Here is a 14,840-nt window from a genome sequence, read left to right as displayed (position 1 = left end):
ATTTGTAGAGACTTATGAAACCGATCCAAGTTGGCTTGTTGGGCATCGGCACCGTGGGCAGCGGTGTCTTTGGCGTGTTGCAACGTAACCATGACGAGATTCGCCGCCGCGCTGGCCGCGAAATTGCAATCACCATGGTGGCCGATCTGGACGAAACCCGTGCACATGCCGTGGTGGGAGAGCAGGCCAAGGTCGTGAAGGACGCGCGTGATGTGATCGCCAACCCTGATATCGACGTGGTGGTGGAGCTGATCGGCGGCTATGGCATTGCCAAGGCCCTGGTGCTGGAAGCCATTGCTGCAGGCAAGCATGTGGTGACCGCCAACAAGGCGCTGCTGGCGGTGCATGGCTCCGAAATCTTCAAGGCAGCCGCAGAAAAGGGTGTGATGGTGGCCTATGAGGCTGCTGTGGCTGGCGGCATTCCCATCATCAAGGCGCTGCGTGAAGGCCTCACCGCCAACCAGATTCAGTGGATTGCCGGCATCATCAACGGCACCACCAACTTCATCCTGTCCGAGATGCGCGACAAGGGCCTGGATTTCGATGTGGTGTTGAAGGAGGCGCAACGCCTGGGCTACGCCGAGGCCGATCCAACCTTCGACATCGAAGGCGTGGACGCAGCCCATAAAGCCACCTTGATGAGCGCCATTGCCTTTGGCGTGCCCGTGCAGTTTGACAAGGCCTATGTCGAAGGCATCACCAAGCTGTCGTCGGTGGACATCAAATACGCAGAGCAGCTGGGCTACCGCATCAAGCTGTTGGGCATTACCAAGCGCGCTGAAAAGGGCATCGAGCTGCGCGTGCACCCTTCGCTGGTGCCAGCCAAGCGCCTGATTGCCAATGTGGAAGGCGCCATGAACGCTGTGGTGGTGCATGGCGATGCCGTGGGCACTACGCTGTACTACGGCAAGGGTGCGGGTTCGGAGCCTACCGCTTCTGCGGTGATTGCCGATCTGGTCGATATTGCCCGCCTGGATGGTGCAGATGCCTCCCACCGCGTGCCACCATTGGCCTTCCAGAGCAGCACTTTGCGCGAGGCGGGGCAGGATCTACCTGTGCTGCCCATGGCCGAAGTGGTGACCAGCTACTACCTGCGCATGCGCGTGGCTGATGAGGCTGGCGTGCTGGCCAAGGTAACGGGCATTCTGGCCAACGCAGGCATCAGCATCGACGCCGTGCTGCAGCGCGAAGCCGATGAGGTGGGCGGCGAGGGATCGACGCAGACCGATCTGATCATCCTGACCCACGACACGCGCGAAGGCGATATGGACAAGGCGCTGACCGAAATCCAGGGCCTGCCCACGGTGCTGGCGCCCATCACCCGCATCCGCAAGGAAGAGCTGAACTAAACCCGCGCGTAGAGTAGTTCACACGTCAACCGCCACCGGCATAGTGCCGCTGGCGGTTTTATTTTTACCTATTGTTTATTTTTATTCCATATTGTTTCAAAAATTACTCGTTATTATCAATCGCTTAGAACCATAGCCGGTCGTTCAGGCCGGCGATATAACAGGAGGGATGACGAGCATGTCTGAGACCGACAAGAAATGGGCTGCACGGGCCAAGCGCTGGGCGGTGTTGTTTGGCATTCCGTTGCTCATGCTGCTGATTGGCATGTGGCAATGGTCGCGGGCCGGTGCTTCGGTGGATGTGCAGGCAACGATTGCCGAGTACGAACAGGTCGTTCAGGAACTCAAGGCGATGGAGGACGCAAGCCCCCGGGGCCGGGCAAAGGTGAAAGACAGCGAGGGCCGCAGCGTGGATGCCAGGCTGATGCGCAGCCGCTACGAACGCGCCTTGGCCGAGTTGAAGGCTGGCGGGCTGAACGTCACTACCCGCAATCTGCAACCAACACTGGCGGGCTGCACCATGGCTTTCAGCGTGCTGGCGCTGCTGTGGTCGGCACTGGGCGTGTTCTACCAGAATGCCATGGGCAAGAAGGCGATGCAGTCGCGCGAGCAATTGCTGGCCACATTTGAAAAAGGCCGCAGGCTGCTGCCGACCTATATGGTGGTGATGGTGCTGCTGCTGTTTGCCGCCGCCATTCCGCTCCTGGTGTACGAGATGATGCCCATCCTGCGCCACAACCGATACAGCAAGGGCGACATGAAGCTCATGCTCGTGCTGGGGGGCCTTGCGCTGTTTCTGCTGTATTCAGGCTGCAAGGTGCTGTGGGATGTGTGGAAGGCATCGCGCAAGCCGATGGAAAACGAGCCTATCGATGTAATGGGCCAGAGCCTGGCGCGCGAGAAGGCACCCGAGCTCTGGGCCTTTGTCGACCGTGTAGCTGCCAAGACTGGCGCAGGCATGCCTGACAGCATTGTCGTCGGCCTCAATGAAGGCTTTTTTGTCACCGAACACCCGGTCAAGCTCAGCAATGGCAGCATGGTGCCTGCCGGGCGCGTGCTGTATCTGCCCTTGCCGTACATGGCTTTTCTCAATGCCGGTGAGGTGGCTGCAGTCATCGGCCACGAGCTGGGCCACTTCATTGGGGAAGACACGCTCTACAGCCAGCGGTTCTCGCCGATCTATGCTGCCACCATCAACCACCTAGTGGCCATCAGTGGCGGAGAAAAGCACGAGGAATCCTGGATGGATTTTCTGCGCCGCCCGGCCACCCTGTTTGGCGAGATGTTTCTCGACAGCTTTCACGAGGCAGTGCGGTTTTGGGGCCGCAAGCGTGAGCTGGCAGCCGATGCTGTGGGCGCCAGCGTGGTCAGCCCGCAGGCCGTTGCTTCGTCGCTTTTGCGCATCACCGCGCTTGAACCTCATGTGAGCGAAGCGCTGGAGATGAACTGGGACCAGGGCCAGACGGTGGAGGGCGGCATCGTGGGCCATGTGCGCCAACTGGTGGCGAGCAAGGGCATGGCTGATCCGAGCCAGCACCTGGAAAACCGCCAGTCGCACCCCACCGATACCCACCCCGAACTGGCCGTGCGGCTGGATGCGTTGGGAGTGCCCATCACTGCAGAACTTCTGGGCCGGGCGATGGACCCGCTGGGCAGTCGTTTGCTGCAGGAATTTGGCCTGGAACAAGGGACTGCGCCCGCTGCGGCAACTGGCGGCACCATGGCGGGCAGCGTGGCACCTGCGGCAGTGGTGGATGTCAATGCGGCCTTGCAAAGTGAGCTGACCAGCGTTGCAGCGTCTGCGCGTTCGGCCAAGATTGCCGAGTTGCAGGAGATCGCGGCCTTGGGACGCGAGCGGACCGTGATCTACGAGCGCTCCTGGTTTCAAACCGGGCTCTTTGTCTTCTTTACCGTGGTCTGCGTGGTGGGCGCTGCGTTCCTGTTCAACAGCAGGAACGGTCAGCTCTACGGCGTGGGTGTTCTGTTGGCGGGGCTGGCCTGCGCCTATTTCGCCTTCCTGTTTTCGCGGGACGGCAAGGAGCCCGCATTGGTACTGGCTCCGGAAGGCGTGCAAATGTTCAAGGCGCAGGAGCTGCTGCCATGGTCGGCGATTGACGACTTTCAGTTCAACCAGGCCAACCATGTGCTCACCATCACTCTGCCGCTGGAGCAAGGGGTGGTGCCGCCTGCCCTGGGCGTGGGGCGCAGGCGGGGGCAATACGTCAAGAAAAAGCACCGGTTGGTGCTGGCGCTCAAGGGGGTGAAGAAGATGAAAAACGACGCCTTTGCCGAGCTGATGGTCAATTACTGGCGGGCCTATCACGCAAGGCGCGAGCTGCAGCGCATGGGTGTGCAGCCCTGACTGCCTTGCAGATGTTTTCTGCGCTTGAAGGGCCCGCCGGGGCCCTTTGTCTTTTGTGTCGCAGTCCTCAATTGAACCTAAAGCGCACCAGTACTGGCGGCTGACCGATAATAGACGGCTGATTTCAGGCCCGCGAGGGCTGTGTTCCAACCATCTGCTCCATCCATGCTGTATCTCTCCACGCGCGGCTATGCCGAACAAAAACGTTTCTGCGATATCCTGCTTGAAGGCTTGGCGCCCGATGGCGGCCTGTACCTGCCGGTGGAATATCCCCAGATCGATGACGCCAAGCTGACCCAGCTGCGCAATACCCTGGCAAGCCAGGGCTACGCCGCCCTCGCATTCGAGATACTGTCGCTCTATATCGACGACATTCCTGCAGCCGACCTGAAGGCCATCTGCGCCAAGACCTACACCCGGGAGGTGTTCGGCACCGACGCCATCGTGCCGGTGCGCCAGCTGGATGGCAATCTGCTGATCGAGGCCCTCTCCAATGGCCCCACGCTGGCCTTCAAGGACATGGCCATGCAACTGCTGGGCAATTTGTTTGAATATGAACTGGCTCGCCGCGGCGAAGCGCTGAATATTCTGGGCGCTACCAGCGGCGACACCGGCAGCGCGGCCGAGTACGCCATGCGCGGCAAAAAGGGCGTGCGCGTATTCATGACCAGCCCGCATGGCCGCATGAGCCCGTTCCAACAGGCGCAGATGTTCAGTCTGCAGGACGAAAACATCCACAACATCGCCATTGAGGGCGTGTTTGATGACTGCCAGGACATCGTCAAGGCCGTCAGCAACGACCACGCTTTCAAGGCCAAGTACAAGATCGGCACCGTCAACTCCATCAACTGGGCGCGTCTGCTGGCGCAGGTGGTGTATTACTTTGCCGGCTACCTGCAGGCCACCAAGAGCAATGCGGAAAAGGTGAGCTTTACCGTGCCCAGCGGCAACTTCGGCAACATCTGCGCAGGCCACGTGGCGCGCCAGATGGGCTTGCCGATTGCCAAGCTGGTGGTGGCCACCAACGAAAACGATGTGCTCGACGAGTTCTTCCGCACCGGCATCTACCAGGTGCGTGGCGCAGCCAACACCTACGAAACATCAAGCCCTTCGATGGACATCAGCAAGGCCAGCAACTTTGAGCGCTTCGTGTTCGATCTGGTGGGCCGCGACGGTGCACGTACCCGGCAGCTGTTTGCCGAAGGTGTGGCCAAGCAAGGCAAGTTTGACCTGAGCGCCGACCCGGCTTTCAAGGATGCAGCCGCCAAGTACGGCTTTGCGAGCGGCAAGAGCACCCATGCAGACCGTCTTGCCACCATCAAGGACACGTTTGAGCGCTTTGGACAGATGATCGACACCCATACCGCAGACGGTGTGAAGGTGGCGCGCGAACACCTGGGCGCCGAGCCGATGATCGTGCTGGAAACTGCGCTGCCCATCAAGTTTGCAGCCACCATTGAAGAGGCGTTGCACCGTCAGCCCGACCGTCCCGCCAAGTTCAATGGCATTGAAGACCTGCCCAAGCGCGTGGTGGTAATGGCGGCCGATGTGGAACAGGTGAAGGCGTTGATCGCCGATACCTGCAAGGTGTAAGCGAAAAGGGTTGCTGGCGCTTGATGCATGGGCGTCAAAAGCTATCAAAAGAGGAGCGTGTATGCAGGTGGTCTGTTTTGCGGGCTATTCGGGCAGCGGCAAAACCACCCTGGTCGAGCAGGTGATTCCGGTGCTGATCGCGCAGGGTTTGCGTGTGTCGGTCATCAAGCACACACACCACCGTTTTGACATCGATACCCCCGGCAAGGACACCTGGCGCCATCGAAAGGCCGGGGCCTACGAAGTACTGGCTGCATCCGACCAGCGCATGGTGCTGATGCGTGAACTGCCCTGGCCGCAAGAGCCCGATGTGCATGCATTGATTGCGCAGCTGGACAGCAGCGTGGACTGGGTGCTGGTTGAAGGCTTCAAGGATTGCGACCTGCCCAAGCTGGAAGTGTTGGCCAGCGCGCCTGCAACAGATGGCAGGCCGCCCCTGTACCCGCAGGACGGCTATGTGCAGGCTGTGGTGCGCTCGGCAGGCCACTACCTGAGCCCGGCGACTGACTTGCCCGTGCTGCCCCGTGATGAGCCCATGACCGTTGCGCAATGGCTGCTTGCACATGCCGACCGCTTTGGCTACACGCCGCCTTGTGTGCTTGCCAACGAGATGGCGGGGTAGAGGCAGCACGCAAGCCCAGGGCAGGCCGCATGCATTGCTTCACTGCCCCTGTCCCATGTCAAACAGCAGCGCGGCTTGTGCGGGCCAGAATGCAGGAAACCATGGCTCCATGGCGCAAGCCCTTGCAGGCACTGCTTGCGCAGCTTTGAAAGATTGAGGATTACCGAAATGAACCCATCCACCCGCCCACCACTCAAGACCCTGGCCGACGCCCTGGGTGAGTTGCTGGCGCAGGCGAAGCCGCTTGCTGCGGCAGAGCCGGTCAGCACCTTTGATGCCGATGGCCGCGTGCTGGCGCAGGATCTGGTGTCGGCGTTGCAGGTGCCGTCGTTCGACAACAGCGCAATGGATGGCTACGCATTGCGAGCTGCCGATGTGGCGGCGGCGGGCGTGGTTCTGCCTGTGAGCCAGCGCATTGCCGCAGGCAGTGTAGGCGCAGCTTTGGCTGCAGGCACTGCTGCACGCATCTTTACCGGCGCGCCCGTGCCCGATGGCGCCGATGCGGTGGTGATGCAGGAGGAATGCGCGGCACGCGATGATGGCAGCGTGCAGATCAACGCTGCTGTGGCCTGTGGCCAGAACATCCGCAAAAGCGGCGAAGATATTGCGCGTGACAGCACCATCATCGCCGCTGGCACGCGCCTTTCGCCCGCAGAGCTGGGTCTGGCCGCCAGCATTGGCTGCGCCAGCCTGCAGGTAGCGCGTCGCCCGCGTGTGGCGCTGTTCTCCACCGGGGATGAGCTGGTCATGCCCGGAGAAGTGGCGCCACAGAATCTGCCAGCGGGCAGCATCTACAACAGCAACCGGTTCTTTCTGCGCGCCATGCTGCAGAGACTGGGCTGCGAGGTGATCGATCGGGGCATTGTTCCCGACAGCTATGAAGCCACGGTGGCCGCATTGCAATCGGCTGCGCACGATTGCGATCTGGTGCTGACGAGCGGCGGCGTATCGGTGGGTGAAGAAGACCATATCAAGCCCGCCGTGCAGGCGTTGGGCAGTCTCGATCTGTGGGCCATTGCCATCAAGCCGGGCAAGCCGTTTGCCTATGGCAAGGTAGGGAGCTCCCATTTCATCGGCCTGCCAGGCAACCCAGTATCGAGCTTTGTGACATTTGCGCTGTTGGTGCGGCCTTTTGTGCTGCGTTTGCAAGGCGTGCAGAATGTTGCGCCGCAGGCTGTCACCATGCGTGCCGATTTTGACTGGCTGCGTGCCGACAGGCGCCAGGAGTTCCTGCGTGCGCGCATCAATGCCCAAGGCGGTCTGGAGCGCTTTGCCAACCAAAGCTCCGGCGTGCTCACCTCGGCAGTGTGGGCCGATGGGCTGGTCGACAATCCGGCAGGCGCCACAATTGCCCGGGGCGATCTGGTGCGATTCATTCCATTTGCGCAATTGCTGGGCTGATGGTGGCTATGGTTCTGGGAGTCAACACATGTCGGTGAAAAACATTCAACTGCGCTATTTCGCATCCATCCGCGAAGCCATTGGACGGGGCAGCGAGAGCATGCAAACGGATGCTGCCGATGTAGGCGCACTGCGCAATGCCTTGCTTGCGCGCGGTGAGCCCTATGCCACTTGCCTGGCGCGTGGCAGGGCCGTGCGCATTGCGGTCAACCAGACAATGGGTGATGAAGATGCCATGCTTGAAGATGGCGCCGAGATTGCCTTCTTTCCACCGGTAACGGGCGGCTGACTGCCATCTTTTCATACAAGAAAAAGCCGCGCGAGCCTGCCTTGCGCGGCTTTTTGCATGGCTGCGAGGGCGGGTGGAGTGAAGTTCAGGATTCAGGCTGAGCAAGCTCTGGCGCCTTCCACCCCAGCAGCTCGGCCAGGCGCAGGATCACCCAGCGCGCTTCGTGCGGTGTCACCACGGCGCCTTCGCCCTGCAGGCCCATCAGCATCGTCTTCAGGATAGCTGCCTCTGATGGTGCGCTTTGGTGGTAGAGGATCTGCGCCTGTTCCACCAGCATCTGGGCGAGGTCTTCGCACAGCTCGTAGCGGGCGGCCACTTCGGCCAGCGGCGTCAGCAGCTTGTGGTTGCGGCCCTGGTGGAGGGCGATGAAGGAATCGGGGATGAAAATCTGGCTGCCGTCTTGCATGCAAAAGTGTAGCGCATGGTGATACAGGGGTTAGCACCAGCATGCGGGGCGCGTGAATCTGGTTATCGTGATCAACAGTTTTTACGATGATCTCCGCCGGGTTGACGATGCAGGACGCATCTACGCCCCTAGCGCCGCCCGCGCTAGCACGAGCGGTAAACCTATCTCATGGCGCCCACTGCTTCCCTGGTTTCCATTACCGAAGACGACCACGATGTGCATCTGTATCTGGCCTACGCCACGGCAGACAACTTCATGGGTCGGCCCGTCTACCGCAACGCCTATTGCTACCTGCATCCGGACGCCGAAAAGGCGCTGACCCGCGCCTCGCTCTCGGCGCGCCAGGCGGGGGTGCGTCTGCTGGTGTTCGACGCCTACCGGCCCGCGCAGGCGCAGCAGATTCTGTTTGACTATGCCCAGGATCCCACTTTTGTGGCCGACCCCAAGCGCGGCTCGCACCACACGCGCGGCTGCGCAGTCGATGTAAGCCTGTTGGACGAAAACGGTCAGCAGATGGACATGGGCACTGGCTTCGATGCCATGCAGGCCGAATCCTTCCACTTTTGTGCAGGCCTGCCAGCGCAGGTGCAAAAGAACCGCCTGATGCTGCTGGGCATCATGCTGTCGGCAGGGTTTCAGCACATCCCCAGCGAATGGTGGCATTACCAACTGCCTGGCGCCATGCAGTACCCGCTGATCGAGGATGGCGCCGGGGGCGTGCCCAAGCTCATGGATTGAACAATCCGCGGTGGGGTTGGCACGCTGTGTGCTTTTTCAGGTTTCCAGGTTTTAGGCCCTTCCGGCTTTTCCGCTTTTCAGATACCCAAGAGAGGAGTCTTCCATGCAGACAATGATTCATAGACAGGTACTGGCTGCTGCTGCGGCCGTGGCGTGTGGAGCCGCCGCTGTGGGCTGGTTGCCCTTCGCACAGGCGGCCACTCCCAAGGACATGCTGGTGATGGCGGGCACGCTTGATGAGTTCTCTACGCTCGATCCGGCCGAAGTCTATGAGCTGGTGCCGATGGAGTATCTGGCCAACACCTACGACCGGCTGATTCGCGCCAACCTGTCTAAGCCTGGCGAATTCGATGGCGACATGGCCGAATCGTGGAGTGTCAGCGAAGATGGCAAGACGTTCACGTTCAAGATCCGTCAGGGCCAGAAGTTCCACTCGGGCAACCCGGTCACTGCCGAAGACGTAGCCTGGTCGCTGCAGCGCACGCCGCTTTTGGGCAAGGGCGCAGCCGTGGTGCTGGCCGGTATCGGGTTGACCAAGGACAACGCGCTGCAGAACGTCAAACTGGTCGGCGCGAATACCGTTTCCGTCACCACCGACCGCAAGTTTGCGCCAACCTTCGTTCTGTCCATTCTGGGCAGCTGGCCCGCTTCCATCGTCGACAAGAAGCTGCTCACCGAAAAGGCGCAGGGCAACGACATGGGCAATGGCTGGCTCAAGACCAATGAGGCAGGCTCGGGCATCTTCAAGCTGAACAAATGGACGGCCAACCAGACCCTGACCCTGGACCGATTTGACAGCCACCGGTCGCCTGCTGCGATGAAGCGCGTGGTGCTGCGCCATGTGCCAGAGGCATCGGGCCGCCGCCTGCTGCTGGAAAAGGGCGATGTGGACATTGCCCGCGAGCTGAGCCCGGACGACATGGTGGCGCTGGAGAAAACTGGCAAGGTCAAGCTGCAGCCGGTGCCGCAGGCTGTGGTGTACTACATGGGCATGAACCAGAAGAACCCCAATCTGGCCAAGCCCGAGGTGCGCGAAGCCATGCGCTATGCGGTGGACTACGACGGTATCCAGAAGAACATCGTCAAATCTCTCTACAACGTGCACCAGACTTTCCTGCCCCCGAACATGCTGGGTGCCTGGAAGAACAACCCCTACAAGCAGGATGTGGCCAAGGCCAAGGCGCTGCTTGCCAAGGCGGGTCTGCCCGATGGCTTTGCCGTGACCATGGAAGTGCGCAACACCTATCCGTACAACGAGGTTGCGCAGGCCGTGCAGGCCGATCTGGCCAAGGTCGGCATCAAGCTGACCCTGAATATTGCCGACAACAAGCAGACCCTGGCCAAGTACCGCGCCCGCACGCACGACATCTACATGGGTGAGTGGTCTGCCGATTACCTCGATCCGCATTCCAACGCCCAGGGCTTTGCCTGGAACCCGGACAACTCCGATGCATCGCCCTACAAGATGCTGTCATGGCGCAATGCCTGGGATATTCCGGATTTCACCAAACGCACTGACGAGGCGCTGGCCGAGCAGGACACCGCCAAGCGGGCTGCGCTGTACCAGGCGATGCAAAAGGATTTCCAGCCGGTTTCGCCGTATGTCGTCATGTTCAACAAGGTCAGCCAGGTGGCCATGCAAAGCAATGTGAAGGATTTCACGGTGGGGCCGATCTATGACCTGGTGCAGTACCGCTCCGTCAAGAAAAATTGAGTGTTGATGCAGCAGGGTGCGCGCCGCTGATGGCGTGGCACCCCGTTGTGTGTTGCGGATGGTGGCCCTGCACAGCCAGCCCCGCGTATTTGGTTTTGCTATGGCTTCCAGCTCTTTTCCCGGTTCTTCTGCTGCCACCGCCACGCCCGCTGCGCAGGCGGTGGCGCAGCGCAGTGCGGGCCAGCGCCTGTGGCGGCGCGCCAAAGGCTTGCTGCAATGGCTGGTGATGCTGTCCATCACCTTGCTTGGGCTGCTTGCCATCACCTTCTACATTGGCCGCATGGTGCCGATTGATCCGGTTCTGGCCGTTGTTGGCGACCGTGCCACGCCCGATATCTACAACGCCGCCAAAGAGGCCATGGGGCTGGACAAACCGCTGTGGCAGCAGTTTGCGATGTATGTGCGCGATGTGCTGCATGGCAACCTGGGCACGTCGATCCTGACGAGCAACCCGGTGTGGGAAGACATCAAGCGCGTCTTTCCCGCCACGCTGGAGTTGGCAACGCTTGCCACCATCCTGGGCGTGCTGGTGGGCGTGCCGCTGGGTGTGGCCGCTGCGGTGCGCCACAACAAGCTCACCGACCATGTCGCCCGCTTTGTCAGCCTGATTGGGAGCTCCATGCCTGTGTTCTGGCTGGGCATGATGGGGTTGATGCTGTTCTACGCCAAACTCGGCTGGCTGCCCGGGCCGGGCCGCATCGACCCGGTATACGACGGCATGGTGACTGAGGTGACCGGCAGCCTGCTGATCGACAGCGCGCTTGCTGGCGAGTGGGATGTGCTGGGTGATGCGCTGTGGCACATTGCGCTACCGACTTTGATCCTGAGCTATTTCTCTGTGGCGTATTTGAGTCGCATGACGCGCGCCTTCATGCTGGAGCAGCTGAGTCAGGAATACATCATCACCGCGCGCGCCAAGGGCGTGCCCGAATGGCGTGTGGTGTGGGGCCATGCATTCCGCAACATCGCCGTGCCGCTGCTCACCGTCATTGCCCTGACCTACGGCAACCTGCTCGAAGGCTCTGTGCTGACGGAGATCGTTTTTTCATGGCCGGGCATTGGTTCGTATCTGACCGGCGCGCTGATGAACGCCGATATGAGCGCCATTCTCGGCTCCACCCTGGTGATTGGCACCGTCTTTGTGGTGATCAACCTGCTGACCGATGTGCTGTACGCGGTGTTTGATCCGCGCGCACGCCGCAAGACTTGAGTATGGAAGAGAAAGCTGTTGGCGCTTGTCTCTGAAGCTCGGAATGCTATGAATTTAGATAACTCTAATCTTGCCGACACCAAGCAGCCCCTGCGGGACTGGCTGCTTTCCGATGCGCCTGCATCACCGCGCCAGGCCTTCTGGGGGCTGTGGTACCGGCGCGCACGCCGCTTTGCCCGCAATCCGCTCAGCATGGCAGGCCTCTTGGTGCTCGTGGTCTTGCTGCTGGTGGCACTGCTGGCGCCGTGGATCGCCACGCACGACCCGCTGGCCCAGGTGCTGGGCGACCGCCTGCAGCCCATTGGCAGCGCGGGCCATTGGCTGGGTACCGATCAATTGGGCCGCGACATCTTCTCACGCGTCGTCTACGGCTCGCGCCTCACCCTTGTCATTGCCATGCTGGTGTTGGTGATCGTGGTGCCGATCGGCCTGCTGATTGGCGTGGTGGCGGGCTACTTTGGCGGCTGGGTCGATACGGTGCTGATGCGCGTGACCGATATCGCGCTGGCCTTTCCCAAGATTGTGCTGGCGCTCGCCTTTGCCGCCGCCATGGGGCCGGGTGTGGTCAATGCGGTGATTGCGATATCGATCACGGCGTGGCCTGCCTATGCGCGCCTGGCGCGGGCCGAGACCTTGAAGGTGGTGGAGAGCGATTACATCCACGCCGCGCGGCTGCAAGGCGCAAGCCATGCGCGCATTCTGTGGCGCTATATCACGCCGCTGTGCATGTCGTCGGTCATCGTGCGTGCCACGCTCGATATGGCGGGCATCATCCTTACCGTGGCGGGCCTGGGCTTTCTGGGCCTGGGCGCGCAGCCGCCCAGCCCGGAATGGGGTTTCATGGTGGCATCGGGCCGCAATGTGCTGGTGGATGCCTGGTGGGTGGCCACGGTGCCGGGTATTGCGATCCTGATCGTGAGCCTCGCGTTCAACCTGCTGGGCGACGGTCTGCGCGATGTATTTGACCCGCGACATGCTGACTGAGGGCGCTGTCATGAATACCGAAGTGCATACGCCCACCCCGCTTGCGCAGATCAGCCATCTGCGCATCAGCTTTCCGACCGCCACCGGCGCGCTGCGCGAGGTGGTGCGCGGCCTGTCCCTCACACTGATGCCGGGCGAGCGCCTGGGCATTGTGGGTGAGTCGGGTTCTGGCAAATCGCTCACCGGCCGCGCGCTGCTGGGTATGCTGGCACCGGGCGCCGTGTGGTCTGCCGATGCCATGCGTTTTGAAGGCCGCGACCTGCTGGCGATGAAACCCGCCGCGCGCCGCCAGCTGTGCGGACGCGATATCGGCATGATTCTGCAGGACCCCAAGTACTCCCTCAACCCTGTGATGACGGTTGCCAGCCAGCTCAAGGAGGCATTTCACCTGCGCGAGCCGCACCTCAAGGGAACGGCCCTGCAGGCGCGCATGGTGGAAGCGCTCGAAGCCGTGCATATCCGCGATCCTGAGCAGGTACTCAAGGCCTACCCGCATGAGTTGTCTGGCGGCATGGGACAGCGCGTGATGATTGCGATGATGGTCTCGTCAGGCCCCAAGCTGCTCATTGCCGACGAGCCGACCAGCGCGCTCGATGTGCTGGTGGCCATGCAGACCCTGCGCGTGATGGACGAGCTGATCGCTCGGCACAACACCGGCCTCATTCTGATCAGCCACGATCTGGAACTGGTCAGCCAGTTCTGTGACCGCGTGGTGGTGATGTATGCCGGCCAGGTGATGGAAACCTGTGCGGCTGGCGACTTGAACCAGGCCACTCACCCCTATACCCGCGCCTTGCTGGCCGCCAGCCCCCGCTTGCAGCAAGACCAGGCATGGTTGCCCACCATGCAGCGCGACCCGCGCTGGCGTGAGCCACAGGCCAACATGGCGGGAGGCCTGCAATGATCGATGTGAATGGTGTGAGCATCGGCTTTGAAACGCCCAGGGGCTTTAAGACCGTAGTGCACGGGGTGAGTCTGCAGGTGCCGCAGGGGCAGGCCTATGGGCTGGTGGGCGAATCGGGCTCGGGTAAATCCACCGTACTGCGGGCGCTGTGCGGCATGACGCCGCTGTGTGGCGGGCAGATGCAGGTGGCTGGCCAACCGGTTGCCAAGCACATGCCCAAGGCGCAGCGCCGTGCTGTGCAGATGGTGTTTCAGGATCCGTATGCCTCGCTGCACCCGCGCCTGACCGTAGACCAGAGCCTGCGCGAGCCGCTTTTGATCCATGGAATGGACCGTGTGGCCGAGCGCGTGACCCAGGCGCTGGCCGATGTGGGGCTGGACGCCAGCTTCCGCTACCGGTATCCGCACCAGCTCTCGGGCGGGCAACGCCAGCGTGTGGCCATCGCCCGGGCCCTGGTGCTGGAGCCGCAGGTGCTGCTGCTCGACGAACCGACCAGTGCGCTCGATGTATCGGTGCAGGCGGAAGTCCTGAACCTGCTCAAAAAGCTGCACCACGAGCGGGGCCTGACCATGCTGCTCGTCAGTCATAACCTGGCCGTGGTGGCGTTCCTGTGCAGCCAGCTCTCGGTCATGCAGCATGGCCGTATCGTTGAAAGCCTTGGTACGGACGCAGTACGGGCCGGTGCGGTGCAGACCGACTACGCCCGCCAGCTGCTCACAGCCGCCGACGGCTACCGCCGCGTGCAGGCGGTGGTGCAGACGGTGTGATTAAAGAATAACTGCCAGCCCTTACTCATCAAGCGCAGAATGCTATTGATTTGATAGCTATTGGGTCAGGGCGTAAAGCGCTTCTCGAAACGGGCTACGTCCTCTTCCAGCTCAAACGTCACCACCTGGCCCATCTTCTGGTCGGTTTCGCGGCAAGCGGCATAGACGCTGGTCTTGCCCGCGAGATCCATGGCTGGAATATCGATGATTGCGTAAGGGTAGGGAACGAACACGTGGTACTCGAACACGATGCGGTGCTCGTTGCGCGGATTGGGGTAGAGCAGGTAGCCGTGGGCGCTCAAGGTTTTGCTGGGCATGGCACTTTGTCAAAAAATACAGAATTGCTGTTAGTGTGCCGCAAGCGAGAAGGGCTGACGGGGCGGCGTGGTTTACGCGGCATGCCACATGGCGGGCCCGTATGGATGGGCTGGTGCACCATCAGCGCGGATATTTCTGCGGCCTTCCGGGCAGAATTTTTGGTTCCACGCAGTTTTGAGGCGT

General features: G+C 61.5%; 14 protein-coding genes. 12 read left to right on the top strand and 2 right to left on the bottom strand.

Annotation, left to right across the window (positions count from 1 at the left end):
- Window positions 1–14 precede the first annotated feature (14 nt).
- The 6 genes from HNP33_RS06490 (at window position 15) to moaD (ending at window position 7,616) form a co-directional block, all read left to right on the top strand.
- Window positions 15–1,349 carry a homoserine dehydrogenase gene (locus HNP33_RS06490; protein WP_184706778.1) on the top strand — a complete coding sequence of 445 codons (1,335 nt, stop codon included), beginning with the start codon at window positions 15–17 and terminating at the stop codon, window positions 1,347–1,349.
- A 178-nt stretch (window positions 1,350–1,527) separates the two neighbouring features.
- Window positions 1,528–3,711, top strand: coding sequence for a M48 family metallopeptidase (locus tag HNP33_RS06485; RefSeq protein ID WP_184706780.1), 2,184 nt, complete (start codon window positions 1,528–1,530; stop codon window positions 3,709–3,711).
- A gap of 165 nt (window positions 3,712–3,876) precedes the next feature.
- A complete protein-coding gene (gene thrC, locus HNP33_RS06480) occupies window positions 3,877–5,304 on the top strand; it encodes a threonine synthase (RefSeq protein WP_184706782.1) in 1,428 nt (475 codons plus the stop codon).
- A gap of 61 nt (window positions 5,305–5,365) precedes the next feature.
- Window positions 5,366–5,926 (top strand): molybdopterin-guanine dinucleotide biosynthesis protein B, encoded by a 561-nt coding sequence (gene mobB / locus HNP33_RS06475; protein ID WP_184706784.1) that lies wholly within the window; start codon window positions 5,366–5,368, stop codon window positions 5,924–5,926.
- Window positions 5,927–6,094: 168 nt separating this feature from the next.
- Window positions 6,095–7,327 carry a gephyrin-like molybdotransferase Glp gene (gene glp / locus HNP33_RS06470; protein WP_184706786.1) on the top strand — a complete coding sequence of 411 codons (1,233 nt, stop codon included), beginning with the start codon at window positions 6,095–6,097 and terminating at the stop codon, window positions 7,325–7,327.
- Between the two features lie 28 nt (window positions 7,328–7,355).
- A complete protein-coding gene (gene moaD / locus HNP33_RS06465) occupies window positions 7,356–7,616 on the top strand; it encodes a molybdopterin converting factor subunit 1 (protein WP_184706788.1) in 261 nt (86 codons plus the stop codon).
- Window positions 7,617–7,701: 85 nt separating this feature from the next.
- Here the strand turns inward: moaD and HNP33_RS06460 are convergent, their stop codons facing one another.
- Window positions 7,702–8,022: a hypothetical protein gene (locus HNP33_RS06460; protein ID WP_184706790.1), complete on the bottom strand. Its 321-nt coding sequence runs from the start codon at window positions 8,020–8,022 to the stop codon at window positions 7,702–7,704.
- A gap of 168 nt (window positions 8,023–8,190) precedes the next feature.
- Between HNP33_RS06460 and ddpX the strand changes: the two genes are divergently transcribed.
- The 6 genes from ddpX (at window position 8,191) to HNP33_RS06430 (ending at window position 14,339) form a co-directional block, all read left to right on the top strand.
- Entirely contained in the window at window positions 8,191–8,760 is a 570-nt protein-coding gene (ddpX, locus tag HNP33_RS06455; RefSeq protein ID WP_184706792.1) for a D-alanyl-D-alanine dipeptidase, read from the top strand.
- 103 nt (window positions 8,761–8,863) lie between these two features.
- Complete coding sequence (locus HNP33_RS06450) at window positions 8,864–10,474, top strand: ABC transporter substrate-binding protein (RefSeq protein ID WP_184706794.1); 1,611 nt, start codon at window positions 8,864–8,866, stop codon at window positions 10,472–10,474.
- A gap of 100 nt (window positions 10,475–10,574) precedes the next feature.
- Window positions 10,575–11,684 (top strand): ABC transporter permease, encoded by a 1,110-nt coding sequence (locus HNP33_RS06445; protein ID WP_184706796.1) that lies wholly within the window; start codon window positions 10,575–10,577, stop codon window positions 11,682–11,684.
- A gap of 48 nt (window positions 11,685–11,732) precedes the next feature.
- Window positions 11,733–12,668 carry a nickel transporter permease gene (gene nikC, locus HNP33_RS06440; RefSeq protein ID WP_184706798.1) on the top strand — a complete coding sequence of 312 codons (936 nt, stop codon included), beginning with the start codon at window positions 11,733–11,735 and terminating at the stop codon, window positions 12,666–12,668.
- 10 nt (window positions 12,669–12,678) lie between these two features.
- Window positions 12,679–13,572, top strand: coding sequence for an ABC transporter ATP-binding protein (locus HNP33_RS06435; protein ID WP_184706800.1), 894 nt, complete (start codon window positions 12,679–12,681; stop codon window positions 13,570–13,572).
- Entirely contained in the window at window positions 13,569–14,339 is a 771-nt protein-coding gene (locus HNP33_RS06430; RefSeq protein WP_184706802.1) for an ABC transporter ATP-binding protein, read from the top strand. The genes HNP33_RS06435 and HNP33_RS06430 overlap by 4 nt, the downstream gene beginning before the upstream one ends.
- Before the next feature lie 65 nt (window positions 14,340–14,404).
- Here HNP33_RS06430 and HNP33_RS06425 read toward each other — a convergent pair whose 3' ends face one another.
- Complete coding sequence (locus HNP33_RS06425) at window positions 14,405–14,656, bottom strand: hypothetical protein (protein WP_184706803.1); 252 nt, start codon at window positions 14,654–14,656, stop codon at window positions 14,405–14,407.
- Window positions 14,657–14,840: the final 184 nt, after the last annotated feature.

This window comes from Comamonas odontotermitis (genome assembly GCF_014207855.1).
GTDB lineage: Bacteria > Pseudomonadota > Gammaproteobacteria > Burkholderiales > Burkholderiaceae_C > Comamonas > Comamonas odontotermitis_A.
This window is presented reverse-complemented; position numbering and strand designations above follow the sequence as displayed.